The organism is Cupriavidus sp. 05T41, assembly GCF_056396525.1.
Genome location: NZ_JBFTLQ010000053.1, coordinates 39,004 through 56,754, shown reverse-complemented (window position 1 = coordinate 56,754; position 17,751 = coordinate 39,004). Strand labels below are relative to the sequence as shown.

General features: G+C 68.4%; 15 protein-coding genes. 9 read left to right on the top strand and 6 right to left on the bottom strand.

What is annotated here, in order from left to right:
* Nucleotides 1-207: 207 nt before the first annotated feature.
* Genes AC1DKV_RS26770 through lptF form a run of 3 tightly spaced genes read right to left on the bottom strand, consistent with a single transcriptional unit; the run spans nucleotide 208 to nucleotide 2,879 of the window.
* Entirely contained in the window at nucleotides 208-597 is a 390-nt protein-coding gene (locus tag AC1DKV_RS26770; RefSeq protein ID WP_441618716.1) for a sirohydrochlorin chelatase, read from the bottom strand.
* Between the two features lie 9 nt (nucleotides 598-606).
* Nucleotides 607-1,761, bottom strand: a complete 1,155-nt coding sequence (gene lptG / locus AC1DKV_RS26765; RefSeq protein WP_441618714.1) for an LPS export ABC transporter permease LptG — start codon at nucleotides 1,759-1,761, stop codon at nucleotides 607-609.
* Entirely contained in the window at nucleotides 1,758-2,879 is a 1,122-nt protein-coding gene (gene lptF, locus AC1DKV_RS26760; RefSeq protein ID WP_441618712.1) for an LPS export ABC transporter permease LptF, read from the bottom strand. The genes lptG and lptF overlap by 4 nt, the downstream gene beginning before the upstream one ends.
* A 136-nt stretch (nucleotides 2,880-3,015) precedes the next feature.
* On the opposite strand from lptF, the gene AC1DKV_RS26755 reads away from it, so the two are divergent.
* The 3 genes from AC1DKV_RS26755 (at nucleotide 3,016) to AC1DKV_RS26745 (ending at nucleotide 5,673) form a co-directional block, all read left to right on the top strand.
* Nucleotides 3,016-4,566 (top strand): leucyl aminopeptidase, encoded by a 1,551-nt coding sequence (locus AC1DKV_RS26755; protein ID WP_441618710.1) that lies wholly within the window; start codon nucleotides 3,016-3,018, stop codon nucleotides 4,564-4,566.
* A 73-nt stretch (nucleotides 4,567-4,639) separates the two neighbouring features.
* Entirely contained in the window at nucleotides 4,640-5,083 is a 444-nt protein-coding gene (locus AC1DKV_RS26750; protein ID WP_441618708.1) for a DNA polymerase III subunit chi, read from the top strand.
* Complete coding sequence (locus AC1DKV_RS26745) at nucleotides 5,080-5,673, top strand: hypothetical protein (RefSeq protein ID WP_441618706.1); 594 nt, start codon at nucleotides 5,080-5,082, stop codon at nucleotides 5,671-5,673. Before AC1DKV_RS26750 ends, AC1DKV_RS26745 begins: the two co-directional genes overlap by 4 nt.
* A gap of 130 nt (nucleotides 5,674-5,803) precedes the next feature.
* On the opposite strand, the gene ilvD is transcribed toward AC1DKV_RS26745, so the two are convergent.
* Entirely contained in the window at nucleotides 5,804-7,477 is a 1,674-nt protein-coding gene (ilvD, locus tag AC1DKV_RS26740) for a dihydroxy-acid dehydratase (RefSeq protein ID WP_441618704.1), read from the bottom strand.
* Between the two features lie 164 nt (nucleotides 7,478-7,641).
* Between ilvD and AC1DKV_RS26735 the strand changes: the two genes are divergently transcribed.
* From AC1DKV_RS26735 to AC1DKV_RS26725, 3 genes are all read left to right on the top strand, one after another.
* The gene (locus tag AC1DKV_RS26735; RefSeq protein ID WP_441618702.1) at nucleotides 7,642-8,616 is read left to right on the top strand and encodes a LysR family transcriptional regulator; all 975 of its coding nucleotides are present in this window, start codon (nucleotides 7,642-7,644) and stop codon (nucleotides 8,614-8,616) included.
* A 63-nt stretch (nucleotides 8,617-8,679) separates the two neighbouring features.
* A complete protein-coding gene (gene lgt, locus AC1DKV_RS26730; protein ID WP_441618700.1) occupies nucleotides 8,680-9,492 on the top strand; it encodes a prolipoprotein diacylglyceryl transferase in 813 nt (270 codons plus the stop codon).
* A 273-nt stretch (nucleotides 9,493-9,765) separates the two neighbouring features.
* Nucleotides 9,766-11,613: a cytochrome P450 gene (locus tag AC1DKV_RS26725; RefSeq protein ID WP_441618699.1), complete on the top strand. Its 1,848-nt coding sequence runs from the start codon at nucleotides 9,766-9,768 to the stop codon at nucleotides 11,611-11,613.
* A gap of 27 nt (nucleotides 11,614-11,640) precedes the next feature.
* Here AC1DKV_RS26725 and AC1DKV_RS26720 read toward each other — a convergent pair whose 3' ends face one another.
* On the bottom strand, nucleotides 11,641-12,615 hold the full coding sequence (locus AC1DKV_RS26720) for a Bug family tripartite tricarboxylate transporter substrate binding protein (RefSeq protein WP_441618697.1): 975 nt from the start codon (nucleotides 12,613-12,615) through the stop codon (nucleotides 11,641-11,643).
* A 165-nt stretch (nucleotides 12,616-12,780) separates the two neighbouring features.
* A complete protein-coding gene (locus tag AC1DKV_RS26715) occupies nucleotides 12,781-13,767 on the bottom strand; it encodes a LysR substrate-binding domain-containing protein (RefSeq protein ID WP_441618695.1) in 987 nt (328 codons plus the stop codon).
* A 176-nt stretch (nucleotides 13,768-13,943) separates the two neighbouring features.
* On the opposite strand from AC1DKV_RS26715, the gene AC1DKV_RS26710 reads away from it, so the two are divergent.
* The 3 genes from AC1DKV_RS26710 to AC1DKV_RS26700 all read left to right on the top strand — a co-directional run bounded on the left by AC1DKV_RS26710 (nucleotide 13,944) and on the right by AC1DKV_RS26700 (nucleotide 17,723).
* Nucleotides 13,944-15,116: a CaiB/BaiF CoA transferase family protein gene (locus tag AC1DKV_RS26710; protein WP_441618693.1), complete on the top strand. Its 1,173-nt coding sequence runs from the start codon at nucleotides 13,944-13,946 to the stop codon at nucleotides 15,114-15,116.
* A 295-nt stretch (nucleotides 15,117-15,411) separates the two neighbouring features.
* The gene (locus tag AC1DKV_RS26705; RefSeq protein ID WP_441618692.1) at nucleotides 15,412-16,203 is read left to right on the top strand and encodes a GntR family transcriptional regulator; all 792 of its coding nucleotides are present in this window, start codon (nucleotides 15,412-15,414) and stop codon (nucleotides 16,201-16,203) included.
* 29 nt (nucleotides 16,204-16,232) lie between these two features.
* Nucleotides 16,233-17,723 carry a malonyl-CoA decarboxylase domain-containing protein gene (locus AC1DKV_RS26700; protein WP_441618690.1) on the top strand — a complete coding sequence of 497 codons (1,491 nt, stop codon included), beginning with the start codon at nucleotides 16,233-16,235 and terminating at the stop codon, nucleotides 17,721-17,723.
* The last annotated feature ends 28 nt before the right edge of the window (nucleotides 17,724-17,751 follow it).

Sequence of the window (17,751 nt, the reverse complement as noted above, 5' to 3'; positions counted from 1 at the left end):
GCCGGTAGCGTCAGCAGCCCAATCAAAGCCAACGCGCCCACCACGAAACCAGCCTCAGACGAGAAGTCTGAGCGCCCAGCCTTCTGCAAGAATCGCTTTCTTTTGGTTACTTTTCTTTTCGAGAAAAGAAAAGTGACACTTACATGTGCGCGAACGGGCTACCAAGCCCGCGCCGCTAGGCCCACAGCCGCGAGCACACAACACAACTTACTCCCCCGCCGCCCCCACGCAATACCCAACAATCGCATCCAACACACTCTCCGCCTCACCCACGGCAGCCGCGCAGCGTATCGCGACCCCCGGATGCTTCTGCCGGCAATCGTCCAGCAATGCCGGCAGATCCCGCCGCAGATGGCCGCCCTGGCCGAAGAACACCGGCACCACCGTGATGTCCGCAATGCCGCCGTTGGCCAGTTCGGCCAGCGTGTCAGGCAGGGACGGCGCCATCAGCTCCAGGAAGGCCAGGCGCACCGTGCTGTCGGGCAAGGCCGCCGCCAGCTTGGCGTGCAACCGGTCGAACGGCTCGCGCCAGCGCGCGTCGCGCGCGCCGTGGCCGAACAGGACCAGTGCCTTGGCGGGAGTGGCAGGGGCGTTCATGAGTGCGGCCTAGTGCCGGTCCACCCAGCGCAAAGCGCCAAGCGCCACCAGCAGGTACAGCGTGCCGGGAATCAGCGCCGAGACGATCGGCGGCCAGGTATGGAGCAGGCCCACGTGCGAGAACAGCGTGTTGGACAGGTGGAAGGACAGCCCCAGCATGATGCCGCCGAACACCTTCACGCCCACCGCGCCGGCCCGCGCGTGCAGGTAGGCGAAGGGCAGGGCCAGCGCCACCATGACGAACAGCGTGAGCGGGTAGATCACCTTCTTCCAGAAGGCGATCTCGTAGCGCTGGGTGTCCTGCTTGTTGTCGCGCAGGTGGCGGATATAGCGGAACAGGTCCAGCGTGGACATGCGCTCCGGCTCGACCAGCAGCACCGACAGGATCTGCGGCGTCAGTTCCGAGCGCATGGTCATGCTAGCCACGCTCTTCTGCTCGCCGCGGAAGACCGGGGCCAGGGCATCGGCCTTGCCGGGCTCGCCGCGCGGCAGCTCCAGGAAGTGCGTCTCGGTGACGTCGCTGAGCTGCCAGGACTGGCTGCCCTGGTAGCGGCCTTCCTTGGCCACGCGGATCACGCCGAGACGGTACTGGTCGTCGAACTCGTAGATGGTGACGCCGGTGATGCTCTGGTCGGGACGCAGGCCGGCCACGTTGACGAAGCGGGTGACCTCGTGGCCTTTGCCGGCGTCGCGGTCGCGGTCCTTGACCCACACGCCGGAGCGGAAGCCGGACGACACCGTGGCGCCGAGCGCCTCGAGCTTGACCTTCTGCGCGTACTGCTCGGCCTTGGGGCCGATGAACTCGCCGAAGATGAAGGTGACGATGGCCAGCGGCACCGCCAGCTTGAACAGCGAGAACAGCGCCTGCCGCGTGTTGAGGCCGGCCACGCGGAAGATGGTGTACTCGGACTGGCTGGCCAGCTGCGAGAACACGTAGATCGCGCTGATCAGCACCGCGATCGGCAGCACCTCGTAGATGCGCGTGGGCGCCTGCAGGATGACGTGGAAAAATGCCACCAGCGAGGTGTAGCGCCCGGCCACGCTTTCCAGTTCGCTGAGCATGTCGAAGAACACGAACAGCGCCAGCACGGCGAACAGGATGAAGGAGAAGACGCCGTAGATCAGGCGGCCGAAATACCGCTCGTAGACGCGCAATACCCTCATGCCTGGCCACCCTTGGCGGCCTTGCGCGGCAGCCCCAGCACGGCGCGCCAGCCGCCCAGGCTGATGTTCTGGCGATAACGGAACAGCATCACCGCGCCCAGCAGGGCGATCAGGTGGAACGGCCACCAGGCCATGGCGAAGGGGATGGAGCCGGAGCGCACCCAGGATTGCGAGAGATTGATCAGGTTGCTGTAGGTCAGGTAGATCAGCACCGCGAACACCAGCGGCGTGTAGCGGCCCAGGCGCGGGTTGACGTAGGCCAGGGGAATGGCGATCAGCACGAAGTTGAAGGCCAGCAGCGGCAGCGACATGCGCCACAGCAATTCGCCCAGGTTCTCATTGGTGCGGTTGCGCAGCAGGTCGATGGTGTCGCGGCTCTTGGTGGGCAGGCTGGCGTCGGACTCGGGTGGTTTGTTGTCCACCTTGACCGCGTACTGGTCGAATTCGACGATGCGGTAATCGAGCTTGCCGGGGGTGCCGGTATAGCGGCGGCCGTTTTCCATCACGACCAGGCGGTCACCGTTGGGCATGGTGCGGAACTGGCCCTGGTGGGCCAGCGACACGCCGATCTTGCCGGCTTCGGCGCTGGCCACGAAGACATTGCGCGCGTGGCTCATGTCGGCGTCGATGCTTTCGATGAACAGCACGTAGTTGCCCTTGGCCGGCTCGATGAAGCGCCCGGCGGCGATCATGGACAGCACGCCGCGCTGCTCGAAGCGGTCGCGGAACAGGGCGCTCTGCTGGTTGGCCCACGGCCACGCGAACATGCCCAGCAGCAGCGACATGACGATGAACGGCGCGGCGAACTGCAGCACGGGCTTGACCAGGTCGCGCAGCGAGATGCCGGCCGAGAACCACACCACCATCTCCGAATCCTTGTACCAGCGCGTGAGCACGATCAGGGTGGAGATGAACAGCGTGGCGGAGAGCAGGATCGACAGGTAGCCGATGGTGGCCAGGCCGATCAGCATCAGGACGTCGTTCGGGCTGGCCTGGCCATTGGCGGCCATGCCAAGGATGCGGATCACGAGCGAGGTCAGCATGAAGGTCAGCATGACCAGGAACACCGCCCCGGCGGTGTAGGCGAGCTCGCGACGCAAGGCTTGTTGAAAGATCATGCGTTGTCGGTTCCGGGCTGCCGGCCGGCGCGGGCGATGGTGCGCCGGTGGGCTTGCTAGTCAGCATAGCGGACCGGCGGCGGCAAATCGCGGATAATAGGAGCTTTCTTTGGACGAGCCCCTGGAAGGAAGCGCGATGGAATTTAGCACAAAAGCCTTGGATTGGAGCAAAGCTGGCCAAAATGGTTTCCTGGCGACCAAGACCGATTGCCTCGTGGTGGGCCTGTTTGAAGGACAGAGCCTGGCCGGTGTGGCAAAGGCGCTCGACGTGGCCACCAAGGGCTTGGTGTCGCGGCTCGTCAAGCTCGGCGATTTCGAGGGCAAGCGCGCTACGCAGCTGATGCTGCACGAGGTGGCCGGCGTGGGCGCGGCCCGCGTGCTGTTGGTGGGCCTGGGCAAGGAGGGCGAGTTCAACGACAAGGCCTTCGCCGAGGCCGTGCGCACCGCGCTGCGTGCCTTGTCCGGCACGCGTGCGTCCAATGTGCTGTGGTGCCTGGCCCAGCAGCAGGCGCCCCAGCAGGCCGGCAACGCCGCCAACCTGTCCTGGCGCCTGATCACCACCGTCACGCTGATCCGCGAGGCGGGCTACCGCCTGCTGGAGCGCCATCCCGGGCTCAAGCGCGCCGGCGCCGCCGCCAATGGCAAGGACAAGGCCACCGGCCTGCGCAAGGTGGTGCTGACCGTGGATGCGGCCGACGCCAAGGCAGCGGCCCAGGCTGTGGTGCGCGGCGCTGCCATCGCCAGCGGCATGGAGCTGACCAAGGACCTCGGCAACCTGCCTTCCAATATCTGCACGCCCACCTACCTGGCCAACACCGCGCGCGGCATCGCCAAGCGCCACAAGCTCAAGGTGGAAGTGCTGGGCCGCAAGCAGATCGAAGCGCTCAAGATGGGCGCCTTCCTGGCCGTGACCAAGGGCGCGGTCGAGCCGCCCCAGTTCATCGTGCTGCGCTACGACGGCGCCTCGGCCAAGCAGGCGCCGGTGGTGCTGGTGGGCAAGGGCATCACCTTCGATACCGGCGGCATCTCGCTCAAGCCCGGCGAGGGCATGGACGAAATGAAGTACGACATGTGCGGCGCGGCTTCCGTGCTGGGCACCCTGCAGGCGGTGGCCGAGATGGGCCTCAAGCTGAACGTGATCGCCGTGGTGCCCACTTGCGAGAACATGCCCGCGGGCAACGCCACCAAGCCGGGCGACGTGGTCACCAGCATGTCCGGCCAGACCATCGAGATCCTCAACACCGACGCCGAAGGCCGCCTGGTCCTGTGCGACGCGCTGACCTACGTGGAGCGCTTCAAGCCCGCGGCGGTGATCGACGTGGCCACGCTGACCGGCGCCTGCATCATCGCGCTGGGCCACGTCAACAGCGGCCTGTACGCGCGCAACGACGGCCTGGCCGACCAGCTGCTGCAGGCGGGCCGCAAGGCCATGGACACCGCCTGGCGCATGCCGCTGGACGACGACTACCAGGACCAGCTCAAGTCCAACTTCGCCGACATGGCCAATATCGGCGGCCGCCCGGCCGGCAGCGTGACCGCGGCCTGCTTCCTGGCGCGCTATACCGAGAAGTACGACTGGGCCCACCTGGACATCGCCGGCACGGCATGGAAGAGCGGCGCGGCCAAGGGCGCGACCGGCCGTCCGGTGCCCCTGCTGGCGCAGTTCCTGATGGACCGCGCAGGCTGAGGCGGGCACGGTCCGGTGCCTGCGGGCGCCGGACCGTGCCGCCCCTCCCGCATTAAGAGGATTGCCCTTGACCATGACGCGCATCGATTTCCACAGCAACGTGCCCGACAAGCTCGGCTACGCCTGCCGCCTGATCCGCAAGGCCTACGGCGCCGGCCAGAAGCTGGTGGTGCATGGCGCGCCGGAGCAGCTGGCGCAGCTCGATGCGCTCCTGTGGACATTCTCCGCGCTGGATTTCCTGCCGCACTGCGGCGTCGATCACCCGCAAGCCGCGATGACGCCGATCGTGCTGGCCGCCACGCTGGACCAGGCGCCGCACCACCAGTTGCTGATCAACCTCGATACGCAGCCGCCCGCGCAGTTCGCCAGTTTCGAGCGCATGATCGAAGTGGTGGGCAGCGAAGCCGCCGACCGCGACGCCGGGCGCGAGCGCTTCCGCCTCTATCGCGAGCGCGGCTATCCGCTGGCGCACCACGATATCGCGCAGGCCAGCCAGGGCAAGGGAGAGGCAGCATGACCGAACGCACCACCTCGCGCGTGATCCCGCGCATCGGGCCCAACGACAGCATTCCCCTGCTCACGGAGGTCATCGACCTTCCCGCCGATGCATCCCGGCAGGCTGCTGCCGAAACCGCGCAAGCTGTGCCCGCGCACCCCGTCGCCGATCGCGCGACCCAGCCGCATATTGACCACGAACCATCCTGGCCCGGCCCGGCCACCCATGTGGTGGTGCCGCGCGAAGCCGGTGCGGCCACGCCCGCACCCGAAGTGCCGTTGCTGGGCCAGCCCAGCCCGTCGGCGCTCGAGGGTGCGTATTCCGCCTGGCATGGCTTGCCGCCGGCGGCAGGCCATGCTGCCGTGCCGGCGCCGCCGAGCGACGAGGAACTGCGCGCGGTGCGCAGCGAACTGCTGACCCGCGTGATGATGCGCTTTCGCACCGAGTGGCCGCAGGTGGTGGAGGCGCACACCGAAGCCACGCTGCAATCGCGGCTGGCCCCGCTGACCGCGCAGCTGGCCGCCGAGCTGACGCAGGCGCTGGAGGCGCGGCTGGTGGAATGGCTGGACGCCACGCTGGAAGAGATCGAACGGGATCCGGGCGGGGTCTGAGCGCGGGCGACGGATTGCCCGACGTTTTACACTCTCCCGACTCAGGGGGAGCAGAACAAACGGAAGTCGAAAAAAAGCCCGCGATCTCTCGCGGGCTTTTTTCTTCAGGCCTGGGGCAGTCTGCGCGGACTCAGTCCGTCACCGCGCCCTTGCTTGCCGTCGACGCCAGCTTGGCGAACTTCGCCAGCACGCCACGCGTGTAGCGCGGTGCCGGCTGCTTCCAGCTGGCGCGGCGCTTGGCCAGTTCTTCGTCGCTCACGTTGAGCTGCAGCAGCAGCTTGTGCGCGTCGATGGTGACCGAGTCGCCTTCCTGCACCAGGGCGATATTGCCGCCCACGTGCGCTTCCGGCGCGACGTGGCCGACCACCATGCCCCAGGTGCCGCCGGAGAAGCGGCCGTCGGTGATGAAGCCGACCGATTCGCCCAGGCCCTTGCCGATGATGGCGGAGGTGGGGGCCAGCATCTCGGGCATGCCGGGGCCGCCCTTGGGGCCCAGGTAGCGCAGCACCAGGATGTCGCCGGCGTTGATCTTGTCGGCCAGGATGGCGTCCATGGCGCTCTGCTCGTCTTCGAACACACGGGCCGGGCCGGTGATGACCGGGTTCTTCAGGCCGGTGATCTTGGCGACCGCGCCTTCCTCGGCCAGGTTGCCCTTCAGGATGGCGAGGTGGCCTTCCTTGTAGAGCGCCTTTTCGATCGGCAGGATCACGTCCTGGTCGGCACGCGGGGTGTCGGACACGTTTTCCAGTTCCTCGGCCAGCGTGCGGCCGGTGATGGTCAGGCAGTCGCCGTGCAGCAGGCCGGCCTTGAGCAGGATCTTCATGACCTGCGGGATGCCGCCGGCCTTGTGCAGATCAGTGGCCACATACTGGCCCGACGGCTTCAGGTTGCAGATCACCGGCACCTTGCGGCGGATGCGCTCGAAGTCGTCGATGGTCCATTCGACTTCCGCCGAGTGGGCGATCGCCAGGTAGTGCAGCACGGCGTTGGTCGAGCCGCCGGTGGCCATGATCAGCGAGACCGCGTTCTCGATCGACTTGCGCGTGATGATGTCGCGCGGCTTGATGTCCTTCTTGATGGCCTCGACCAGCACGCGAGCCGATTCGGCGGCGCTGTCGACCTTTTCCTGGTCGGGGTTGGCCATGGTCGACGAGTACAGCAGCGACATGCCCAGCGCCTCGAACGAGGAGCTCATGGTGTTGGCGGTGTACATGCCGCCGCACGAACCGGACGACGGGCAGGCGTTCTTCTCCACACCCTCGAAGTCTTCCACGCTCATGCGGCCGGCGGTGAATTCGCCCACGGCCTCGAACGAGGACACGATGGTCAGGTCCTTGCCCTTCCAGTTGCCCGGCTTGATGGTGCCGCCGTAGACATAGATGCCCGGCACATTGGTGCGCGCCAGCGCGATCATGCCGCCCGGCATGTTCTTGTCGCAGCCGCCGATCACGACCACGCCGTCCATCCACTGGCCCTGCGTCGCGGTCTCGATGCAGTCGGCGATGACTTCGCGCGAGATCAGCGAGTACTTCATGCCTTCGGTGCCCATCGACATGCCGTCGGAGATGGTCGGGGTGCCGAAGATCTGCGGGTTGGCGTCGGAGGCCTTGATGGCGGCCACGGCCGCGTCGGCCAGGCGCTGCAGGCCCGAGTTGCACGGCGTGATGGTCGAGTGGCCGTTGGCGATGCCCACCATCGGCTTGTCGAAGTCTTCCTTCTGGTAGCCGAGCGCGTAGTACATCGAGCGGTTGGGGGAGCGCGCCACGCCTTGCGTGATGTTTTGCGAGCGTTTGTTGTATGCCATGGGAATCTCCGGGGGATGGGGTGCCGGCCTGCGGGGGCCGCTCAGCTGACTGAGCGCCGGGCAGGCGCCTGCCATGTTGTGGGCGACAGCATGCCGCTTGCGTTTTATCGTGTCAAATATATTATTCAACCTCTATTGAGTCGAAAAACATATCAGGAGACCAATTGGACCTGCGCCAGTTGCGGTACTTCGTCACGGTGGCGGAAGAGTTGCATTTCGGCCGCGCCGCGCGGCGCCTGGCCATGACCCAGCCGCCGCTGTCCCAGCAGATCCAGGCGCTGGAAGAGGAGATCGGCGTGCAACTGTTCCTGCGCACGCGCCGCTCGGTGGCGCTCACCCCCGCGGGCCAGCAATGGCTGCCCGAGGTGCGCCGCGTGCTGGCCGATGCCGCCGCGCTGCCCGGGCTGGCCCAGCGCCTGGCGCGCGGCGAGGCGGGCACGCTCTCGCTGGCCTTTGTCAGCACCGCCGACTACGGCATCCTGCCGGACCTGCTGCGGCGCTTCCGCGCGCGCCATCCCAATGTGCAGTTGCAATTGCGCGAAGCCACCAGCGATATCCAGCTCGAGGCGCTGATGGAAGGCGCCATCGACGCCGGCCTGGTGATCCGCCCGCAATTGCCGGCCATGCCGCACGGCGTGTCCTACCTGCCACTGGTGCGCGAGCCGCTGGTGATGGCCGTGCCGCAGGGCTGGCGAGCGCAGGGCGCGGCCCACGACGGCAGGGACGCGGGGCAGGGCATCTCGCTGCGCGAGGCGGCTGGCGAGCCGCTCATCATCTTCCCGCGCAGAAGCGCGCCGGCGTTTTATGACATCATTACGGGCTGCTATGCGCGCGAAGGCCTGACGCCGGTGATTGCCCAGGAGGCCATCCAGATGCAGACCATCGTCAGCCTGGTATCCGCCGGCATGGGGGTGGCGCTGGTGCCGGCTTCGCTGTGCAACCTTCGCCGCACCGGTGTGTCCTACCTGCCGTTGCGCGACGCCGGGCCGGATATCGAGACCGGGCTGGTCTGGCGCGAGGCCGGCGCCGGCAGCGTGAGCCCGGTGCTGAGCTCCTTCATCGAGATCGCCGGCGCGCTCGCGTCTGCCATGACTGTGACGCAAAAGGCTGGCATAAAGCCGGACGCGGCCGCCGCCTGATCCTGGCGCGGCCACGCGCCGCGCGTGCGCGGCGCGAACCTACAACCCTAATTCACGGCAAACATGCTGATTCACCCGCAATTCGACCCGGTCGCCATTCACCTCGGTCCGCTCGCCATCCGCTGGTACGGGCTGATGTACCTGGCCGGCTTCATCATGTTCCTGTGGTTCGGCCGCCTGCGCATCCGCCAGCCGCATATCGCCGCGCAAGGCTGGACCGTCAAGGACCTCGACGACATGCTGTTCTTCGGCGTGCTGGGCGTGATCCTGGGCGGGCGGCTGGGCTACGTGCTGTTCTACAAGGCCGACTACTACCTCGCGCACCCGCTCGAAGTCCTCAAGGTATGGGAAGGCGGCATGGCCTTCCACGGCGGCTTTCTCGGCGTGATCGTGGCGATGTGGCTGTTCGCCAGGCTGCGCGGCCGGCACTGGATGGAAGTGACCGACTTCATCGCGCCGATGATCCCGTGCGGCCTGGCGGCCGGGCGCATCGGCAACTTCATCAACGGCGAGCTGTGGGGCCGGCCCACCGACCTGCCGTGGGGCATGGTCTTCCCGCAGGCCGGCGACAACATCCTGCGCCATCCGTCGCAGCTGTACCAGTTCGCCGGCGAAGGCGTGGCGCTGTTCATCATCCTGTGGCTGTTCGCCAGGAAGCCCCGCCCGATGGGCGCGGTCTCGGGCGTGTTCCTGATCGGCTACGGCGGTTTCCGCTTCCTGGCCGAGTTCGCGCGCGAGCCGGACAACTTCCTCGGCCTGCTGGCGCTGAATTTCTCGATGGGGCAGTGGCTCAGCCTGCCGATGATCCTGGCGGGCGTGGGGATACTGGTGTGGGCCAATCGCCGGGGCGATGCGGCGCGGGCCCAGGTGCGGTAAGCGCCGGCCGCGGACTGGAGAAAGCGGGCTTCGGCCCGCTTTTTTCATGGGGCTCCCCCATGTTCGTCCAGGCAAGAGCCGTCGCTTGCGACGGCGTGGACGGCGCGGATGTGATGGCCGCGCGATGTCGACAGGGCGGCTCCGGCTTGCGCGCCAACGGCCCCTGGGCGGGGCCGCCGGCGGTGTATATGCTTGCCTTCAGGCGCGCCGTCTGCCACACCCCGGCCAGCGGCGCACGCCGTCCGGCCCGAGGCGGGGCCAGGGGAGACAGCGATGGAAATGGCGCGTGAGGCGGCGGCACCGGCGGCGTCTGCGAAGCGGGTGCGCCTTGCTGCCACGGCGGACCTGCGGGACGATGCCGTGCTGCCCGCCCGGGTGGACGGCGTGGATCTGGTCGTGATCGGACATGGCGGCGGCGCGGCGGTCTACCAGGGGCACTGCCCGCACCGGGGCACGCTGCTGGCCGAGGGCGTCATCGACAACGGCGTGCTGACCTGCCGCGGGCACGGCTGGCGCTTCGACTGCGCCTCGGGAAATGCCGTGGACCAGCCCGGGGTCTGCCTGAAGCGGTTCGCCGCCTTCGTCGAGGACGGCGGGGTCAGCGTGGACCGCGACGAGGTTCTTGCCTGGCAATGCCGGGAGGCAGACAGGGAGGCAGACAGGGAGGCGGACGGGCAGGCTGACCGGCAGGTGGCGCCGCCATCCGCGGCGCCAGGCGCTGGCCCGCGGCCGCTCTCGGCGCTTCCCGGGCCGAAGGGCCTGCCCTTGCTGGGCAGCACGCTGCAGCTGCTGTGGGCGCAGCGGCGGATGCACCTGGTGTTCGAGCGGTGGTGCGACGAGTTTGGCCCGCTTTACCGCATCCGCCTGATGAACCGCCCGGCTCTGGTGATCGCCGAGGGGGCATGGATCGACAAGATCCTGCGCGACAGGCCCGCGACCTATCGTCGCCTCGGCGCGCTCGAGGCGGTGGCCTCCGAGATGGGCGCGCTCGGCGTGTTCGCCGCCGAGGGCGAAGCGTGGCGCAGGCAGCGCCGGCCGGTGGCGCAGGCGCTCGATGCGCACCGGCTGCGCGATTTCTTCCCCATGCTGGCCAAGGTCACGCGCAGGCTGCAGCGGCGCTGGGAATCCGCCGCTGCGCAGGGGCGCGCGGTCGACGTGCAGCAGGACCTGATGCTGTACACGGTGGATGTGACGACCGCACTGGCCTTCGGCTACGACATGAATACGCTGGAGCGCGAAGGCGAGGTCATCCAGCGGCATCTCGAGCAGATCCTGCCGATGGTGAACCGGCGCATCAATGCGCCATTTCCGTACTGGCACTATCTCCGCCTGCCGGCCGACCGCGCCTTCGACCGGGCAAGGGCCGAGATCCGCCAGACCATCGGCGAGTTCGTGGCCGCGGCCCGCCAGCGCCTGGCGCAGGCGCCCGAACTGGCCGGACGCCCGTCCAACTTCCTGGAAGCGATGCTGGTGGCCCAGGCCGCGGGACAGGCGCCACTGGATGACGAGGAGCTGTTCGCGAATATCTTCACGATCCTGGTGGCGGGCGAGGATACGACCGCCAACACGGTGGCCTGGATGATGCATTTCATGTGCTGCCATGCGGACGTCCAGCGCAGGATGCAGGAGGAAGTGGCGGCAGTGCTGGGGCAGGCCGACATCCTGCAAGACATGGGCGATGCCGCCAGGCTCGTGTACGTGGAGGCGGTCGCGCACGAATCGTTGCGGCTCAAGCCGGTGGCGCCGTTCTTCTTTCTCGAACCCAACGAAGACGTGGAGATCGGCGGCGTGCGCGTGCCGCGCGGAACGCTGCTGGTGCTGCTGAACCGTCCGGGCGTGCTGCAGGAGCGCAATTTCCCCGCCGCCCGCGAGTTCCGGCCAGAGCGCTGGCTGCAAGGCACGGCGGCCGCGGCCCGGCATCGCAGCGGCTTCGTGCCGTTCGGCTCGGGACCGCGCTTGTGTCCGGGGCGCAACCTCGCCTTGCTGGAGGCCAAGGCGGCCATCTCCATGGTCTGCCAGCGCTTTGACGTCAGGCATGCGCCCGGATCTGGGCCGGTGGGAGAGGCCTTTGTCTTTACGATGATGCCGACGGCGCTGCGGGTGGTGCTGTCCGCGCGCTAGCCGGACCGGCAGCGTGGCTGCCGGGGCTCAGTCCACCTGGGCCCCGGACTTCTTCACGATCACCGCCCATTTGTCGAGGTCGGCCTTGAGCATGGCGGCGAACTGCTGCGGCGTGCCGGAGAGCACTTCGGCGCCTTGCGCCGCCAGCTTGTCGCGCAGGGTCTTGTCGGCCAGCGCGGCCTGCATGGTCTGCGCGAGCTTCTGCGTGACTTCCCTGGGCGTGCCCTTGACCGCGAACAGGCCGACCCAGAGGTCGCCGCTATAGCCCGGCACGGTCTCGCCGATGGCCGGAATGTCCGGCGCGAACGGCGAGCGCCTGGCCGAACTGACGCCGAGCGCGCGCACCTTGCCGGCCTTGATATGCGCCAGCACCGAGGGCAGGCTGGCGAAGGCCAGCGGCACCTGGTTGCCGAGCACGTCGTTGAGCGCGGGCGCCACGCCCTTGTAGGGCACGTGCTCCAGCTTGATGCCGGCCATGCTGTTGAGCATCTCGCCCAGCAGGTGGTTGAGCGTGCCGTTGCCGGCCGAGGCATAGCGGTAGAAGTCGGGCTTGGCCTTGGCCATGCTGATCAGCTCGGGCAGGGTCCTGGCGGGGAAGGCGGGATTGGCCACCAGCACATTGGGCACGCTCGCCACCGGCGAGATCGGCTCGAAATCGCGCACCGGGTCGAACGGCACCTGCCGGTACAACGAGGGATTGATGGCCTGGGTGCTGCTGATGGTCATCAGCAGGGTGTAGCCGTCCGGCGCCGAGCGCGCGGCCGCCTGCGTACCGATATTGCCGCCCGCGCCGGGGCGGTTTTCCACCACCACCTGCTGGCCCAGGCGCTGCGACAGGTCGGCCGCGACCAGGCGCGCGACGATGTCGTTGGTGCCGCCCGGGGCCTGGGGCACGATCATCTGGATGGGTTTGGCAGGGTAGCCCTCGGCTTGCGCGGCAGTGCCGGCGAACAGCGAAATCGCCGCGGCGATGCCGGCCAGGACATGGCGGGTGCGTTGCATGGTGTCTCCTCATTGTTGTGATGGCGGCGCGCCTGCCTCTGCCTTCTGCGTTCTGCTTTTCGCTTCGCAGGGCTGACGGCTGCGCCTTGCCTTTGCTGGCAACGACTCTACATCAGGGGAATGTGCCGGGGAAATTCAATCGCCGACTACCGCCATAAGTTTTATTTATTCCGGCACGCCTGGCTCAAAGGTGCCCGGCGCGAGCTTGAGCGAGCCGCCCTGGGCGATGCGCGCGTCGACGATCTCGCGCAGGATCTCCGCCACGGCTTGCGCCGCGCGCGTGCGCGGCAGCGCGCGCGGCCAGCACAGCGACAGCGTGCGGCGCAGTTCGGGCACGATCAGGCGCGTGGGCATGGCGGCGTCGCCGGGGTCCACCGCCGAGGCCGGCAGGATGGTGCAGGCCAGCCCTTCGCGCGCGCAGGCCAGCAGGAAGGGCAGGGAATCCAGATCGGCCACCACGTTCAGCGCGAGGCCTGCCTGCGCGAAGCTGCGTTCGATCACCTCGCGCAAGCCCTGCGAGCCGCTCGGCAGGACCAGCGGCACGCCGGCCAGTTGTCTGAGCGCGATGGTGTCGCGGCGCGTGCGTGCCGGACGGCGGCCGCTGCCGGCGGCGCCTTGCACCGGTCCGGCGGGCCCGGGCGGGGTACCGACCAGGTACAGCGCTTCGCTCGCCAGCATCTCCGGCTCGACCGCGCGGGAGGCGGTGTCGCGGAACAGGATGGCGAAGTCGAGCCGGTTGTTGTTGAGCAGCTCCGAGATGTAGCCGCTCATGCTTTCGAACAGTTGCAGGCGCACCTGCGGATAGCGCGCCCGCACCGCCCTGATCAGCGGCATGCCAAAGGCCGCGGCGGCGGTGGTAGGCAGGCCGATGGCGACCGCGCCGGTGACTTCGGCGCCCGCAGCCCGCACGTCGGCCCCGGCGCTCTCCACCTGCTTGAGGATGGTGCGCGCGTGCCGGTACAGGGTCTTGCCGGCTTCGGTGGGCTTGACGCCCTTGGGGCCGCGGTGCACCAGCGGCACGCCGTACTCTGCCTCGAGCGCGGCCAGTTGCTGGCTCAGCGCGGGCTGCGCCACGCACGCCACTTCGGCCGCGCGGGTCAGGCTGCCATGGTCGACGATGGCTACGAAGTAGCGCATGGAGCGGATATCCATCGGGTGTCCCTTGCTTCTGCGTTACGGGTGTGAGGTATTCATTCCACTTATGGCCGCCTCGGCATTCCCTATTTCCCAAGGGGCGCAGCCAAGGCTAGATTGTGGGCTGGCCGGCCGGGTTCGCATGTTCGCGCGCCGGCATTCATCCACGTACCAGCGCACCCACGCATCCAGCCATGTCCCAACCGCTGCAAGGCATCACCGTTGTTTCCCTGGAGCAGGCGATCGCCGCGCCATTCTGCACCCGCCAGCTGGCCGACCTCGGCGCGCGCGTGATCAAGATCGAGCGCCCCGGCACGGGCGATTTCGCGCGCGCCTACGATGGCCGCGTGCGCGGATTGTCCTCGCATTTCGTGTGGACCAACCGCTCCAAGGAAAGCGTGACGCTGGACGTCAAGCATGCGCTCGCCGCGCCGGTGCTGGATGCACTGCTGGCGCGCGCCGACGTGCTGGTGCAAAACCTGGCGCCGGGCGCGGCGGCGCGGCTCGGGCTCGACTACCAGGCGCTGAGCGCGCGCTTCCCGCGCCTGATCGTCTGCGATATCTCGGGCTATGGCGCCGACGGCCCCTACCGCGACAAGAAGGCATACGACCTGCTGGTGCAGAGCGAATCGGGCTTTGTCTCGGTGACCGGCACGCCGGAGGAAGGCGCCAAGGCCGGCGCCTCGGTGGCCGATATCGCGGCCGGCATGTATGCCTACAGCAATATCCTGGCGGCGCTGATCGAGCGCGGCCAGACCGGTCGCGGCAAGCGCATCGATATCTCGATGCTGGAATCCACCGTGGAGTGGATGGGCTTTCCGCTCTACTACGCGTTCGATGGCGCCGAGCCGCCTGCGCGCGCCGGTGCCGCGCATGCCACCATCTATCCCTATGGCCCGTTCCCCACCGGCGACGGCAAGACCGTGATGCTGGGCCTGCAGAACGAGCGCGAATGGAGTACGTTCTGCCAGCGCGTGCTGGAGGATCCCGCGCTCGCCACGCATGCCGACTATGCCGACAACACCCGGCGCAGCGCGAACCGTGCCGCGCTGCGCGCGCGCATCATACAGGCCTTCGCCGCGCTGAGCGCCGAGCAGGTCACGGCGCGCCTCGATGCGGCCGGCATCGCCAATGCGCGGGTCAACACCATGGCCGATGTCTGGGCGCATCCGCAGCTTGCGGCGCGCCAGCGCTGGCGCCAGGTCGCCACGCCCGCGGGCCCGGTGCCCGCGCTGCTGCCGCCCGGCACGCAGGATGCACGCATGGACCCGGTGCCGGCGGTTGGCGAGCACACCGCCGCCGTGCTGGCTGAACTGGGCTGGACCCCCGGCCAGGTGCAGGCGCTGCAGGGCGCGGGCGCGGTCTGAGCGCGCCCGCTGCCGGCGAGGGGCCGGCGCGCATCGGCCGCGCGGCCGGTCCGGGCCTGGATGCGGTCTTCGTCGATTTCGAGTGCGCGGTGGCACCCGCGGCCGAGGGGCCGGCGCCCGGCCGTCGATCCCTCCGCTGACGAAGCCTATCCTGCATGCGGCTATGCAACATCGATTTTTGTTGTCTTCACGCCCCTATTATTCATAATTATGAATTATTGGGACGGCTGAGCCCCGCCACGCATGGCGTTGCCGTGACCCCGATGCCATCGCCCTTTTCCCGCCGGAGCGTTTCATGCGCATCATCCAGCAGGCCCTGTATCTCGAAGTCGCGGAGCGCCTGCGCACCATGATCGACGAGCATGCGCTGATGCCCGGCGCGTGGATCGACGAGGCCAGCGTGGCCGAATCGATGGGGATCTCGCGCACGCCGATGCGCGAAGCGCTCAAGGTGCTGGCGGCCGAGGGCCTGGTGCGGCTGGAACCACGCCGCGGCTGCTTCGTCAATGCGCTGTCCGAGCAGGATCTCGACGAAATCTTCCCGCTGATGGCGCTGCTGGAAGGGCGCTGCGCCTTCGAGGCCGCACGCAATGCCGGCGCCGCCGACCTGGAGGCGCTCGAAAGTCTCCACGCCGAGCTGGCGCAATACGCGCAGGCCGGCAATATCGACGCCTACTACGAAACCAACTACCAGATCCACGAAGCGATCCAGAGGCTGGCGGGCAACCGCTGGCTGTCCGGCCTGATCAGCGACTTGCGCAAGGTGCTGCGGCTGTCGCGCCACAAGAGCCTGAAGCTGCCTGGCCGCATCCGCGAGTCCTGCGCCGAGCACCTGTCGGTGTTCTCGGCGCTCAAGGCGCACGACTCCGAGGGCGCGGAGGCGCTGATGAAGACCCATCTGCTGCGCCAGCGCGGCGCGCTCAGGGCGCTCGACGTGGCGGAGCAGCAGGCCGGCACCGCGCCGGCCGAACCGGCCGCGGCCGGCGCGTCGCGTCGCGGCGGCTTGCGCCTTGCCGGCAAGGATGCGGCCGGCATCGCCGATGCGGTGCCGGGCAAGCCTGCCATCGCCCGATCCCCCGAAGTCTGACCATTTGACAGTTCGATAGCAGGTACGCCATGGATGCCCTCAGCAGCGAACAGAAAGTCAGTGCGCCTCTTGCCGGTCCCGAGCCTTCGGGCGAAACCCTGTTGTCGCGCTTCGGCCGCTGGTGGGGCCGCAAGGGCGATCGCGATACCGCGGGCAACGCCAAGCCAGGCGCCAGGGCCGACGCCAGGACCGGTGCCACCCCGGCGGCGCTGCCGGCGCGCGTGCTGCGCCGGCAGCGCGAGCAGCTGCGCCAGTGCTTCGACGCGCGCCTGACCGATGGCGCCGCCAATGCCGCCGCGCAGTCGTGGCGCGCGGAGTACGAGGCGGCGGGCGACGAGGCGCGGCAGGCCATGCTCGGCGTGCTGGCCGAAGTGGCCGCCAGCGGCAGCGAGGCCGGCGAGGCCGGCGGCAATGCCGGCGCCGCGTCGGGCTTGTCGCAGGCGCTGTCCAATGCGCGCATCCGCTTCTTCAAGCGGCTGGCCGCCTTGCACGGGCAGCAGCAGGACGCCAGCGTGTGCGGGCTGCATTTCCTGATCGGCCTGCGCGCCGACATGCTGCGCTGGCACAAGCGCATGCCGGGCCTGCGCCCGCTCGACGACGATCTCGAGGCATTGTTCTCCAACTGGTTCGACGTGGGGCTGCTGGAGTTGCAGCCGATCACCTGGGACTCGCCGGCCTCGCTGCTGGAGAAACTGATCCGCTACGAGGCGGTGCACGAGATCTCCTCGTGGGCCGACCTGCGCAACCGGCTCGATTCCGACCGCCGCTGCTACGCCTTCTTCCACCCGCGCATTCCGCGCGAGCCGCTGATCTTCGTCGAGGTGGCCTTCGTGCCCGAGATGGCGGCCAACGTGCATGCGCTGCTTGACGAAGCCGCGCCGGTGGAAGACCTGCGCCGCGTGAAATGGGCCATCTTCTATTCGATCTCCAATACGCAGGCGGGGCTGTGCGGCGTGAGCTTCGGCAACTTCCTGCTCAAGCGCGTGATCGAGGAACTGCAGCGCGAGTTTCCCAAGCTCAAGCAGTTTGCCACCTTGTCGCCGATTCCCGGCTTTGCCGACTGGCTGCGCAAGCGCGACGGCGCGGCGGTGGCCAAGGTGCTGGGCGACAAACGCCTGGCGCGCTGGCGCGAGCGCCACGGCGAGCCGCCGGCGGACGGCGCCGGCTGGCTGGCGGCGCTGGCGCCCGGAGCGGACGCCGACGCCGCGCAGTCCGTGGATGGCAAGCACGCCAGGGAGGATGCGGTGCAGCGCGATACCGCGCTGGCGCTGGCCGCGCATTTCCTGGTGCGCGAGCGCCACCAGGCATTGCCGGCAGATCCCGTGGCGCGCTTCCACCTTGGCAACGGCGCCTGCGTGGAGCGCCTGAACTGGGCCGCCGACCTCTCGCGCAAGGGCCGCGCGCAGTCGTGCGGCATGATGGTGAATTACCTTTACGTGCCCGAGGCGCTCGACGACAATCTAGCTCGCCTTGGCAATGGCAACCCGCGCATCAGCAGATCCGTCGGCAAGCTGTTGTGACCCTGGTCAGGTCGTGAACAAGGTTTTC